The sequence below is a fragment of the Micromonospora sp. NPDC005413 genome, from assembly GCF_040606435.1.
Lineage (GTDB): Bacteria > Actinomycetota > Actinomycetes > Mycobacteriales > Micromonosporaceae > Micromonospora.
Genome location: NZ_JBEXEV010000037.1, coordinates 20,789 through 33,062, shown reverse-complemented (window position 1 = coordinate 33,062; position 12,274 = coordinate 20,789). Strand labels below are relative to the sequence as shown.

The window sequence follows — 12,274 nt, the reverse complement described above, 5'->3', positions numbered from 1 at the left end:
GGCCCACGGCGGCCGGAGACGACGCGGGTCCGCCGGCACCGCCCGACCGTCGTACGTCGAGCGGTGGCGGCGGACCCGCTGTGCCGCCGGGTCAGCGCACGTGCACGAACACCGGGTTCGAGTAGAACCACAGGTCGTCCCACGGGCTCTCCAGCCCGTCGGCGAGCGGCTCGGCCTCGTCGGTGCTGGTGCCCCGCACCCGCGCGTAGGTGTCGGCCTCGACATTGCGCAACGTGTGCCGGATGACGAGGTCCTCCCCCTGCCGACGCCAGTCGCGCGGGCCGAACCGGGCCACCACTGTGGTGGTGGGATTGGTGTCGGCGTCCAGGCTCGCGCTCGGGCCGGTGATCTGGCCGACGATCAGGTCGACCCGGCGGACCTCGGGACGGTCACCGTTCGCGTTCACACCGTTCAGCGGACGGAACTTGATCTCGATCTCGACATCGGTGCGGCTGCGACGGCTGACCGTGATGGTCTCGCCCACCTCGGCGGTCTTGCCCTGGGACGTGGCGGTGACGTCGAGGTTGCGGATCAGGTCACCGGTGGTGACCCAGATCCGGCCGTTGCGCAGGCCGTCCATGATGTCGCCGTAGTCCTGGCGGGCGTGCACGTACGTCTTGCTGTACTCGCCCGGCCAGAAGTCCGAGCCGCCACGGGTCCAGTGCACGTGCGAGTCCGAGGTCGCGGTGATCCACCAGCGCCGACCCTCGCCGAGAAGCGAATCCCACAGCCCACCGACCCGCGCGGTCATCTGGTCGAAGCCGCCGTAGGTGGGGTGGTTGCCGTACCCGCCCCGCTTGCCACCGTTGAGCGGGCCGGCCTGGTGGCCGGGCGCCCCCTCGAAGCCGACGTAGACGTCCGGCGCGGCGTTGTTGCCGTTGCGGAACTCGCGCGGGGTGTCCTGGCCATACACGCCGAGACCGGGCGCCGAGCGGGACGCGTGGTGGGCGATCACCAGCGGCTTGTGCGGCATGCCCCGGGCGACCTTGAGGAACTCCACCATCCTGGCCTCGGTGTCCCGGGCCGGGTCGGTGGGGAACGCGTCGTACTTCGCGAACCGGCTCTCCAGCTCGAAGAGCTGCTTCGCCTCGTCGTCGTGGCGCGGGATCATCAGCGTGTGGTGGTCCAGCGACGGCGCGTCGAACTCCATGCCCCAGAACTGGAGCACCTCGGGGACCAGCTTGCGCGAGCGCAGCAGATCGGGGTACGCCTGCTCGATGTTCACCTTCGAGTGGGTCGGTCCACCGTGGTCGGTGCACATCGCCCAGGTCAGACCGAAGTTCTTCGCCATGATGGCGTTGGTGACGATCGGGTAGACCGCGTCCGCGCCCTTGTGGAAGACGATCGGGGACTTCGTGGTGTCGAACTCCCCGCTGTACTCGGAGTGGACGTGGTGGTCACCCGCGCGCCACACCCGGTTCTTGGAGCTGCCCCGGTCGCTCTTGTCGTCACCCGGCCGGCGGTCCTCGTCCGCCCACGCCGCGCTGGCACCGACCAGCGGGCTGGCCGCAGCCAACGTCGCGCCGACGCCGGCGTACTTGACCAGCTTGCGCCGCGACAGCTGCGCGTGCTCGGTCTCTTCGGGTTGTGTGTCTCTCACGTGAGAGCCTCTCCTCGATCAAGCGAATGCTCTTTCGATCAAGGAGCCTTGAAGAGAGCGGTGAACACCCGTCGTACGGGACGCGTGTCCACGGTGAACACCCTGCCCCGACCTCCCGACGGGCCTGGCCACAGGCAGCAGCGGGTCACACCTCGACCGCGTGGAGTGCCCGATCGAAGCCGAGCCCGCCGAACTGTCTCGGGGATCGCCAGTCGGTGGGGATTCGCCAGCCACAGCAGGTTCACCGCCCGGTACCACGCCAGCTACGGGGTGCCGCCGCGCGAGACGCTGCACGCCTGAGGCGGGATCCCTCTGGCACGGCGTCCACCGGCGTTCATCGGAGGGCGCGGGCGAGGCGTCGGACGGCCTCGTCCATGAGCTCGGGTGCGGCGGCGGCGTAGGTGAGGCGCAGGTGCGGGGCCGGGGGTTCGGCGGCGTACCAGGGGCTGCCGGGGAAGACGATGACGCCTTCGGCGGCTGCGGCGGCGGCCAGTGCCACGTCGTCGGTGCCGTCGGCGAGACGGATCCAGAGGTGCATGCCGCCGCGCGGAATCGACTGTGGGGCAAGGCTTGGCAGATGCCGGCGCAGTGCGGTCAGCAGCGCCTCGCGGCGTGTCCGGAGCGCGGTGCTCAGTGCCCGGCGATGCCGCGACCACGCCGGAGAAGTGAGAAATTCGATCGCCGCCTGTTGCAACGGACCGGCGACGAAGAAGTCGTCGAGCAGCCGGGCGGCGCGCAGTCGCGCTCCGGCCGGGCCACGGGCACCGATGGCGGCGACGCGCAGCCCGGGGGCGGTCGACTTGCTCAGTGAGCGCAGGTAGATGACGTGCCCGTCGGGATCATCGCTGGCCAGTGGTGGCGGGGCCTGGCCATCGATGGTGAGGTCCCGGGCGTAGTCGTCCTCGATCAGGAACGCCCCGGCGTCGCGTACCGCCTCGGCGACCTGCGCCCGGCGGTGATCCGCGAGTGTCGCGCCGTGGGGGTTGGCGTGCAGCGGCTGACAGTAGAAGAGCCGGGCGCCGGTGCGGGCGAACGCGGCGGCGAGTTGGTCGGGGCGTACCCCATCGGCATCGGCCGGCACGGGCACCACCCGCAGTCCGGCCGCCCGGGCCGCGGCCAACGCGCCCAGGTAGGTCGGTGACTCGACGAGCAGGGCGTCGCCGGGCGCGGTGAGCGCGCGCAACGCGGACGACAGTGCGGCCTGCCCGCCGGGACAGATCACCAGGTCCTCGGCGTGCAGCCCCGCCCCGGCCTCGCGGGCGAACCAGGCGCGCAGATCCGCACGCCCCTCGACCGGCCCACGCTGCCAGCTTGCGGGCTGGCGGGCGGCTCGGGTGAGGGCGGCGCCGAGCGCGGCGGCAGGCTGCAGGTCCGCGTCGAGGTAGCCGCCGGACAGCGGGATCGCTCCCGCGGGCGTGAGCGCCAACAGTGCCTGCATCTCATCCTGACCAGACCGGCGAGGTCCGAGCGCGACGGTCTGCCAGGACAGATCGGGTACGCCCCGCTCGTCCGGCCGGGCGGCCACGAAGGTGCCTCTGCCAGGTCGCGCCTCGATCAGCCCCTGGGCCACCAACTGACGGATCGCCTCGGCGACGGTGACCGGCGAGGCCTGGTGGCGAGCGGTCAGCTCGCGTACCGAGGGCAGCCGGGCGCCGGGACCGGCGGCGGCCACGAGTCCGCGTAGATCTTGGATAACGCGTCCGGCTGCGTTACCGTTTTCCATGAGAGCCAACAATAGCGCTACTGCCTCGACTGCGGTAACAGCGGATCGGTTGGTCGGGCTCAGCCTCGGCGCCCTGGGCGTGCTCGCCTTCAGCCTGTCGCTTCCGGCCACCCGCATCGCCGTGCAGCAGCTCGACCCGTGGTTCGTCGCCTTCGGCCGGGCCGTCGGCGCGGGGTTGCTGGCATGGGCGTACCTCCGTCTCACCGGCGCACCGCGACCCACCCGCGGTCAGTGGCGTCGACTGCCGATCGTCGCCCTCGGCGTCATCGTCGGCTTTCCCTTGTTCACCTCGCTGGCGCTACTCACACAGACCTCCGCGCACGGCGCGGTCGTCATCGCCGCGCTGCCCGCGATGACCGCCGTGTTCGCCGTGCTGCGGGCCGGCGAACGCCCACCGCCGCTGTTCTGGGTCGCGAGCGTCGGCGGACTGCTGGCGGTGCTCACCTTCCTCGGCGCCAGTGGCGCGGTACGCGGGACTCTCACTCTGCCCGACCTGTTCCTGCTCGCGGCGGTCGTGCTCTGCGGTCTGGGCTACGCCGAGGGGGGCGCGCTCGCCCGTGAGTTGGGCGGTGCGCGGACGATCTGCTGGGCTCTGCTGCTCGCCCTGCCGGCCACCGTCCCCGTCACGGTCGTCGCCGTTGTCGCCAATCCTCCGCACGCCGACGCTTTCACCTGGTCGGCGTTCGGCTATCTCACCGGGGTCTCGATGTTCCTGGGCTTCTTCGCCTGGTACGCGGGCCTGGCCCGAGGCGGCATTGCGCAGGTGGGCCAGGTTCAGCTCGTGCAGCCAGTGCTGACCCTGGGGTGGTCGGCGCTGCTGCTGGGCGAGGCGGTCACTCCTGCCTCGATCGCGGCGGCGCTGGTGGTGCTGGGGTGCGTCGTGCTGACCCAGCGCACCCGCCGGAGTCCGCGGCCGGCCGCAGCGCGGCACGAGGCCGGAGCAGGCGTGCCCTAGGCCCGATCGCGCTCGTGGAGGTCGCGGGCGGTCTGCAACTCGGGCACCGAGGCCTCCAGCAGGTCGGCGAGGCCACGAAGCTGCTCGGCGACCCGGGTGCCGAGGGGGGTGAGCGAGTATTCGACGCGCGGTGGGATCGCGGTGAGCACCTCGCGGGTGAGCATGCCGTCACGTTCGAGGGTCTGCAGGGTCTGGGAGAGCATCCGCTCGCTGACCCCGTCGACGCGGCGACGCAGCGCGTTGAACCGGTAGCGACCCTCGCCGAGCGCCAGCAGAACCAGCGAGGCCCACTTCGAGGTGACGTCCTCGAAGGCGGCACGGGAGGTGCAGCCCCGCGCGAAGACATCGCTGACCAATTCCTGGGTAGGCCCCGCCGGGTCCTGGGCCGGCATGTCGCTCACCTCACCAGCCTACCCGATGGTTACGCCACAACATGTGCTGTAGATTCGTAAGTGCCTGCAGTTCCGCCACTGTCCTATCGGAGGTTCCCATGCCCACCTACGCCGTCACCGGTGCCACCGGCCGGCTGGGCCGCCTGGTGATCGAGCAGCTGCTCGACACCGGCGTGCCCGCCGCTGAGATCGCCGCCATCGTCCGCAGCCCGGAGAAGGCCGCCCACCTGGCCGCGCGCGGGGTCGAGATCCGCAAGGCCACCTACGACGACCCGTCGACGCTGCCCGGCGCCGTGGCCGGCGTACGCCGCCTGCTGCTCATCTCCGGCGACACTCCCGGTCAGCGCGTCGCGCAGCACACCGCGGTCATCGACGCGGCCAAGCTCGCCGGGGTCGAGCGTCTGATCTACACCAGCATCCTGAACGCCGACACCACCACGAACCCCCTCGCGCCGGAGCACAAGGCCACCGAGGAGGTCCTCGCCGCGTCGGGTCTGACCTACACCGTGCTGCGCAACGGCTGGTACACCGAGAACTACACCGACCAGCTGCCGCAGTACCTACGGTCCGGCACGATCCTCGGCGCCACCGGGGGCAGCAAGGTCTCCGCCGCCACGCGGGCCGACTACGCCGCCGCCGCCGTCGCGGCACTGACCCGCGAGGAGGACGGCAACGCCGTCTACGAGCTGGGCGGCACCGCGTTCACCTTCGACGAACTGGCCAAGGCCGTCTCCGAGGTCACCGGCACCACCGTCGTCCACCAGGACCTGTCGGCCGCCGACCTGGCCTCGGCCCTGGAGAACGTCGGCCTCGACGCGGGCACCGCCGGGTTCGTCGCCGCGCTCGACCACTCGATCGCCATCGGTGAGCTGGTGACCGACAGCGATGACCTCAGCCGGCTGATCGGCCGGCCGAGCATTCCGCTGCACGACGCCGTCCGGGCCGCCCACGCCTGACCGGCCGTCGCCCGGGCCGATCCCGGGCGGGGGAACGACCGGCCGCGGGCGGCTACTCCGCCTCGTCTTCCTGTTCGGTGAGCTCGGCCAACACGTCGGCCGCGTCCCGGTTTCCCCCGTCGGCGAGCCGTCGAAGTTCGCCGACGTCCGCCCGCTCGGCTGCCAACTCGACGAGCTGGTCAGCCGCGTCCCGGTCGCCCCGGTCGGCGAGACGCCGCAACTCGTTCATGTCGCCGAGTTCAGTGGCCAGCTCGACCAGTTGGGCCGCCGCGTCGGCGTTGCCGCTCTCGGCGAGCTGGCGCAGCTCCGCCAGATCGCCCTGCTCACCCGCGAGTTCGACAAGCTGGTCGACTGCGTCCCGGTCACCGTTCGCGGCCCGTTCCCGCAGACCGGCAGGATCAGAATCTGACATCGGACACCTCTCAGCAGCTGACGCGCGACCGTGCCGCCGCTCGTCGGCCGATCCCGCTCACCACCGAAAACCTAGCCAGCCGGCGCCACGCCGGGTGAGGGAACGGCTGACACGCCGGTGCGCCGATCCGGTCAGCCCGCCTCGGACGGCTCGGCGAGCAGCAGACCGGTCAGCAGACTGCGCAGGGTCCGCTCAAAGAGATCCGTCCGGGGCGCCGGTGCGGCGGGCTGACTGAACGCCGCGACGAGGTGCGGGTACGCCGCGAGGTCGACCCCGGCGAAGCTGAGCGCCCCGGAGGCGGCCTCGCTGCGGGCGAAGAGGCTCACCACGCCGGTCATCATCGCGATCGCCTCGAATTTGGCGGGGACGGCGCAGCGCACGGGCTCCAGGACCCGAATGCAGTTGTCGAACCAGGCCAGGCTCTCGGGGCCGATGCCGGAGGTCCGGTGACTCACGTCGAGCAACCACGGGTGGGTGCGGTGCAGCGCCAACTGCCGACGGGCCAACAGCATCATCGTGTCCAACCAGTCGCCCTTTGCCTGCGGGTACGGCCGCAACTCCCCCACGACCCGGTCGGTCATCAGGTCCAGGAGATCGTCCCGGGACGACAGGTACCGGTAGAGGGATCCGGCGCCGGTACCGAGCGCGTTGGCGACGGCGCGCATCGACACCGCGGCGATCCCTTCGGTGTCCGCGAGGGCGATGGCGGCCACGACGATGGCGTCCCGACTGTGCGCCGGGGCAGGGCCACGGCTGCCGCGTTCGGGCCTGCTCCAGATCGGCTGCCGAGCGGAGTCGCCGTCGCCAGCTCTCGTGGATGCGTCACTCACCGATCTACTGTAAACTGCAAACGGCGTTCGCAGTTGTTGTCGTCACCGGAAGGGCAGGCCGATCATGGAGCGGATCAGGGCACGGGACGGCGCGACCATCGTGCTGCACTCCACGGGAAGTGGGCCCGGCATCGTCGTGGTGCACGGCGGCGGCGTCACCATCGACGTCTACCGCCGGCTGGCGACATCGCTCGCCGACCGATTCACCGTGCACCTGTACAACCGACGGGGACGGGCCGACGCACCACCCAGGTCGCTGCCCTACACCTTCGATCAGGACATCGACGACCTCGCCGTGGTGCTGGAGCACACCGGGTCCGGCAACGTCATCGGCCACAGCTCCGGCGGGTTCATCGCGCTCCAGGCTGCGCTCCGGCTGCCGATCACCCGACTCGCCCTCTACGACGCCGCGGTCTCCATCGACGGCGGCTCACCGTCGGCGTGGCTCGCACCCGCCCGTGCGGCACTGCGGGCCGGTGACATCGCCCGGGGCCTCGCCATCACGGTCGCTGGAATCAACCCACAGATGGCAGCGGGGAAGCTCCCGCTCGGCGTACGGATCGCGATCATTCGCGCGTTCATGCGTACCCCGATCGGCCGGACGATGGGTGATCTGCTGCCGATGACGCTGGACGAAACCGCCCTGATCCTGGCGCACGACGGCCCGGCCAGCCAATGGGCAGGGGTGACCGCCGAGGTGCTGTTGGCCTGCGGCGCCGACGGCCCGCCCTACTATGTCGACCTGAACGAAGCGCTGGCCCGTGCGCTGCCGCGAGCCCGGACGCTGACGATTGCACGCAGCGGCCACGACGCCATCAACCGGGCGTACCCGAGGATGGTCGACCCGCTCGCCTCCTTCTTCGCGGCACCGGTGACGCCGGAGCGGACGAGCCACGCCTGAGCGGGTCGCGCGGTCGTCCACGGTCAATGATCTTGGCTAGGCTGATGGGCATGCCCGCACGCCACCCGCACCGCCACGACGACGGCCGGAGGTGGGCCCACGCGGCGGCCCCGGCACACCCGATCGAGCCGGCCGACTGGTGAGTGGCGCACTCGTTCCCGCCCAGCGAGGTGAGCCGACCCCACCCGCGCACCACCGGTCCAGTTGGGCTGACCACTGCGCCCGCCTCGCCCGGTCGCGCCCCTTCGAGATCGTCATCGTCGTGGTCATCCTCGCCAACGGGGTGGTGCTCGGCCTGGAGACGTACGACGATCTGCTCCCGGCCGGCGGGGCACTGCACTGGCTGGAGTTGTTCTTCCGCGCCGTCTTCGTCGTCGAGATCGCCGTCCGGCTGGCGGCCTACGGCAAGCGCCCGCAGGACTTTTTCCGGCACGGCTGGAACGTCTTCGACTTCGTGGCGATCGCGGCGATCTTCATTCCGGGCCTGCACGGCGATCCGGCGCTGCTGCGCGTCGTGCGGGTCGCCCGCATGGTTCGGCTGGTGCGGTTCTCGCCGGGCCTGCGGACCATCGTCTCCGCACTGTGGCGCAGCCTGCCGGGCGTCGGCGGTTTCCTCGCCCTCGCCGTCGTGACGCTCTACGTGTACGGCATGGCCGGTTGGCTGATCTTCGGGAGCACCTACCCGGAGGAGTACGGCGACATCGGCCGATCCCTGCTGACACTGTTCGTGCTGCTGTCGCTGGAGACGCTGCCGGGCCTCATCGAACAGGGCCTGGCGATCTCGCCGTGGACGCTGCTCTACTACGTCAGCTATGTGATCATCACCGTCAATCTGCTGCTCAACATCCTCATCGCGGTCATCGTCAACTCGATGGAGGAAGCACGCCGGTTGGAGATGACCGAGCGACTCGCGCCCGGGTACGACGAGGACGGCGACGGCGTACCGGACGAGGTGGACCGCATCGCGCTGACCCAACGGCTGGACGACCTGCGAGCGGTCGTCGCCGCGTTGGAACGGGAGCTGCGCATCGACCGGGAGGACGGGTACGGCCGACCCCACCGGGAGGGCACCCGCACCGGACGGTAATCCGATGCTCGCACTGTGTCCTCCCGTTCGGATAGTCTCGACGGCGGTCCCACCGGTCCGGCTGAAGGGGCACCCGCATGACGGCCAGTGTCGACAATGCCCAGCCCAACACGGCTTTATCGGACACGCTCGGCACGGTGATCGACGACGTGATCCGCCCGCAGGCCGCGATCGTCGACCGGGACGCGGCCTTCCCCCGCCAGGGTGTCGACGCCCTCGCCGCGGCCGGCCTGCTCGGCCTGGCCTCCTCGACCGAGGTCGGAGGCGGCGGCCAGGGCATGCGAGCGGTCGCCGACGTCATCGAGCGGCTGGCCGCCGAGTGTGGGTCCACGGCCATGGTGGTGCTCATGCACTACGCCGCGACCGCCGTGATCGAGGCGCACGGCCCGCGCGAGGTCCGCGCGGCCATTGCCACCGGCGGTCATCTCACCACGTTGGCATTCTCCGAGTACGGTTCGCGCAGCCACTTCTGGTCGCCGACCGGCACCGCGACAGCCACCGACGACGGCACTGTCCGCCTCGACGCCCGCAAGAGCTGGGTCACCTCGGCCGGTGAGGTCAACAGCTACGTCTGGTCGAGCCTCCCGCTGTCCCGCGATGCCGGTCCGATGACGCTGTGGCTCGTGCCGGCCGACAGCGCCGGCCTGAGCGTGACCGGCGACTTCGACGGGCTCGGCCTGCGCGGTAACGGCTCCCGGCCGATGACCGCCGATGGGCTCCGGGTCCCGTCGGCCGCGATGATGGCCGCCGACGGCGCCGGGCTCGACACCGCGCTCGGTGTGGTCCTCCCCTGGTTCCTGGTGCTCAACGCCGCGTTCTGTCTCGGCCTCGCCGACAGCGCGGTCGCCGAGACCGGCCGACATCTCACCAGGACCACGCTCGCGCACACCGGCGCCGCCCTTCGCGACGCGCCCGTCACTCGACGGGACTTCGCCCGACTGATGATCCGCACCGACGCTCTGCGCGCCTTCCTGGGCGACACCCTCACCGCGCTGGAGACCGGCCGCGACGACGCGATGCTGCGGGTGCTGCAGGTCAAGGCCCTCGCCGGCGAGACCGTCGCCGACGTGACCGATGGGGCGATGCAGCTCTGCGGCGGCAGCGCGTTCCGCAAGGAGCTGGGCCTTGAGCGCCGTTTCCGTGACTCGCGCGCCACCCGGGTGATGGCCCCCACCACCGACGCCCTGCACGATTTCGTCGGTCGTGTCGCCACCGGGTTGCCGCTGCTCGACGAGGCCAACCGCTGATGCCGGCGCCAGCCGTCCTGATGGGCGCGGTCGCGTACGACGCCAAGGTGGTGACCATCTGGGAGGGCTTCCGCGCCTGGCTGCGTGGGCGAGGCCTGGACTTCGACTTCGTCCTCTACTCGCACTACGAGCGACAGGTCGAGGATCTGGTCGCCGGGCGGATCGACGCGGCATGGAACTCGCCCCTGGCGTGGCTGCGGGCCGAGCGACTGGCGGCAGCCCACGGCACGACCGTCCACGCGCTCACCATGCGCGACACCGACCAGGACCTCACCTCGATCGTGGTGGTCCGCGCCGACTCACTGGTGCGACAGGTGGAGGACCTCGCCGGGACGATCGTCGCTGTCGGCGCGGTCGACAGTCCACAGGCGACGCTGATTCCGCTCGGTCACCTCACGACCGCCGGGGTCGAGGTCGACGTGCGCCGGTTCGACGTCGGCGTCGGCCTGCACGGCGACCACATCGGCGGCGAGCGCGACGCGGCCCGCGCCCTCGTGGCCGGGGAGGTCGACGCCGCCTGCATGATCGACGCCAACCACCTGGCGTTCGTCCAGGAGGGCACGCTGCCGCCCGAGGGCACCCGGATCATCGCGCAGACCGCACGGTACGACCACTGCAACATGACGGTCCGCGAGCCGGAGTCCGCCGGGGTCCAGCTCTTCGGCACGCTGCTGCTCGGCATGTCGTACGCCGATCCGCAGGTGCGCCCGCTGCTCGACCTGGAGGGGCTGACGGCCTGGAAGGACGGCCGCACCACGGGATACGACCTGCTCGCCAGCGCGGTCGACGCCACGGGCTTCTACTCCCCCGACGGGCGGGTGACGGCCACGGACTATCGGCCGTGAGCGCCGCGCCGGTCGCCGACGTCGAGATCCACCTCGGCGACCTTGGCTTCGGCCGGGGCGCGCACCTACTCGTACACCGTGCCCTGGCCGGGCTACCGCCCGGCGGCCGGTTGGCGGTCTCCGGCCGTGACCCGGCGTTGCCCGTGCACCTGCCCGCCTGGTGTCGTGGCCGGGGCCATCGGGTCGAATGGCCGGACCTGGCCGACCGCAGCGAGCTGGTGGCGGTGGTCGTCCGGGGTAGGGCGGACGACGACCGCTGGTTCGGCGCGGAGCGGGCCGGACCCGCCCTCCCGTCGGCACTGAGCAGCCGCCCGCCGGCGCGGTGGGGGCTCGGCGCCCGGGGCGCGCTGCTTGAGGCCGGTGGCCCCGAGGCCCGGTTCGACCTGGACGACCGCGACCTGGTCTGGGCCGATGTCGCTCCCCACCTGTACGCACAGGCGGCCGCGCGACAGTGGGATCCGCAGACCGCCGTGCCGTGGGACGACCCGTTCGCGCTGCCGGCCGATGTCGAGGCCGCAGTGGTGCAGGTGATGACCTACCTGGTCGAGAACGAGCAGGCGGCGCTCGTCGTGCCGGCCCGGTTCGTCGGGCGCATCCACCCGCACTTCCGTGAGGTGATGCAGCTTCTCGCCGTGCAGATGGCCGACGAGGCCCGGCACATGGAGGTGTTCAGCCGACGGGCGCTGCTGCGGGGCACCGAGTTGGGCACGTCGTCAGCCGGCGGCCGGCAGTCGCTCTTCACACTCGTCGCGGAGTCCGACTTCGCACTGGCGTCGTTCCTGCTCTCCGTGCTCGGCGAGGGCAGCTTCGTCGATCTGCTCTCGTTCCTGCACCAGTTCGCCCCGGACCCGGTGACGCGCCGGATCTGTTGGCTCGCCATGCAGGACGAGCGCCGGCACGTGGTGTTCGGCATGGCGCACCTGGAGCATCAGGCACAGCTGGACCCGCTGCTGCGGGATCGACTGCGGGCGGCCATCCACCGCCGTCATGACGCGCTCGTCGACACCGCGGGCCTCAACGCCGACGTCTTCGACGCGCTGGTGGTGCTCGCTGCGGGTGGTTGGCACCCCGACGACGTGTCCGCCGGTTTCGACCGGGTGCAGGCTCTGCAACACGCGATGGATCAGGGCCGCCAGCGCCGACTGGTACGGCTGGGGTTCCGGCCCGACGAGGCGGCGGCGCTCTCCGCCCTGCACACCCGCAACTTCATGTGAACCCGCGAACCCCGCGGGGGTCGCCGTATGGCAGGTCAGCGAGGGCTGGTCACCGTGCCAGGCGCCCTCGGTGGTGGCCTGCACCTGCTCCAGGCACCGCAGGGACGGTCAT

Annotated in this window: 12 protein-coding genes; 7 read left to right on the top strand and 5 right to left on the bottom strand. The window is 71.4% G+C overall.

Annotation, left to right across the window (positions count from 1 at the left end; genetic code table 11):
• Positions 1-91 precede the first annotated feature (91 nt).
• Both ABZS37_RS28025 and ABZS37_RS28020 read right to left on the bottom strand, forming a co-directional pair.
• The gene (locus tag ABZS37_RS28025) at positions 92-1,600 is read right to left on the bottom strand and encodes a phosphoesterase (protein ID WP_355173797.1); all 1,509 of its coding nucleotides are present in this window, start codon (positions 1,598-1,600) and stop codon (positions 92-94) included.
• A 334-nt stretch (positions 1,601-1,934) separates the two neighbouring features.
• Entirely contained in the window at positions 1,935-3,323 is a 1,389-nt protein-coding gene (locus ABZS37_RS28020) for a PLP-dependent aminotransferase family protein (protein ID WP_355173795.1), read from the bottom strand.
• Between ABZS37_RS28020 and ABZS37_RS28015 the strand changes: the two genes are divergently transcribed.
• Entirely contained in the window at positions 3,322-4,278 is a 957-nt protein-coding gene (locus ABZS37_RS28015; protein WP_355173793.1) for a DMT family transporter, read from the top strand. The genes ABZS37_RS28020 and ABZS37_RS28015 overlap by 2 nt on opposite strands.
• Here ABZS37_RS28015 and ABZS37_RS28010 read toward each other — a convergent pair.
• On the bottom strand, positions 4,275-4,670 hold the full coding sequence (locus ABZS37_RS28010; protein ID WP_355173877.1) for a helix-turn-helix domain-containing protein: 396 nt from the start codon (positions 4,668-4,670) through the stop codon (positions 4,275-4,277). The two genes, ABZS37_RS28015 and ABZS37_RS28010, sit on opposite strands and share 4 nt — an antisense overlap.
• Before the next feature lie 98 nt (positions 4,671-4,768).
• Here ABZS37_RS28010 and ABZS37_RS28005 point away from each other — a divergent pair, with 98 nt between their 5' ends.
• On the top strand, positions 4,769-5,626 hold the full coding sequence (locus ABZS37_RS28005; protein WP_355173791.1) for an SDR family oxidoreductase: 858 nt from the start codon (positions 4,769-4,771) through the stop codon (positions 5,624-5,626).
• 52 nt (positions 5,627-5,678) lie between these two features.
• Here ABZS37_RS28005 and ABZS37_RS28000 read toward each other — a convergent pair whose 3' ends face one another.
• Together ABZS37_RS28000 and ABZS37_RS27995 are read right to left on the bottom strand one after the other, a co-directional pair.
• Positions 5,679-6,038, bottom strand: a complete 360-nt coding sequence (locus ABZS37_RS28000) for a hypothetical protein (protein WP_355173789.1) — start codon at positions 6,036-6,038, stop codon at positions 5,679-5,681.
• A gap of 131 nt (positions 6,039-6,169) precedes the next feature.
• Positions 6,170-6,868: a helix-turn-helix domain-containing protein gene (locus ABZS37_RS27995; RefSeq protein WP_355173787.1), complete on the bottom strand. Its 699-nt coding sequence runs from the start codon at positions 6,866-6,868 to the stop codon at positions 6,170-6,172.
• Between the two features lie 64 nt (positions 6,869-6,932).
• Between ABZS37_RS27995 and ABZS37_RS27990 the strand changes: the two genes are divergently transcribed.
• From ABZS37_RS27990 to ABZS37_RS27970, 5 genes are all read left to right on the top strand, one after another.
• Positions 6,933-7,769, top strand: coding sequence for an alpha/beta fold hydrolase (locus ABZS37_RS27990; RefSeq protein ID WP_355173785.1), 837 nt, complete (start codon positions 6,933-6,935; stop codon positions 7,767-7,769).
• A 139-nt stretch (positions 7,770-7,908) separates the two neighbouring features.
• A complete protein-coding gene (locus ABZS37_RS27985; protein ID WP_355173783.1) occupies positions 7,909-8,856 on the top strand; it encodes an ion transporter in 948 nt (315 codons plus the stop codon).
• A 77-nt stretch (positions 8,857-8,933) separates the two neighbouring features.
• On the top strand, positions 8,934-10,103 hold the full coding sequence (locus ABZS37_RS27980) for an acyl-CoA dehydrogenase family protein (protein WP_355173781.1): 1,170 nt from the start codon (positions 8,934-8,936) through the stop codon (positions 10,101-10,103).
• Complete coding sequence (locus tag ABZS37_RS27975) at positions 10,103-10,948, top strand: PhnD/SsuA/transferrin family substrate-binding protein (RefSeq protein ID WP_355173779.1); 846 nt, start codon at positions 10,103-10,105, stop codon at positions 10,946-10,948. The genes ABZS37_RS27980 and ABZS37_RS27975 overlap by 1 nt, the downstream gene beginning before the upstream one ends.
• Positions 10,945-12,162, top strand: a complete 1,218-nt coding sequence (locus ABZS37_RS27970; RefSeq protein ID WP_355173777.1) for a ferritin-like domain-containing protein — start codon at positions 10,945-10,947, stop codon at positions 12,160-12,162. The genes ABZS37_RS27975 and ABZS37_RS27970 overlap by 4 nt, the downstream gene beginning before the upstream one ends.
• Positions 12,163-12,274: the final 112 nt, after the last annotated feature.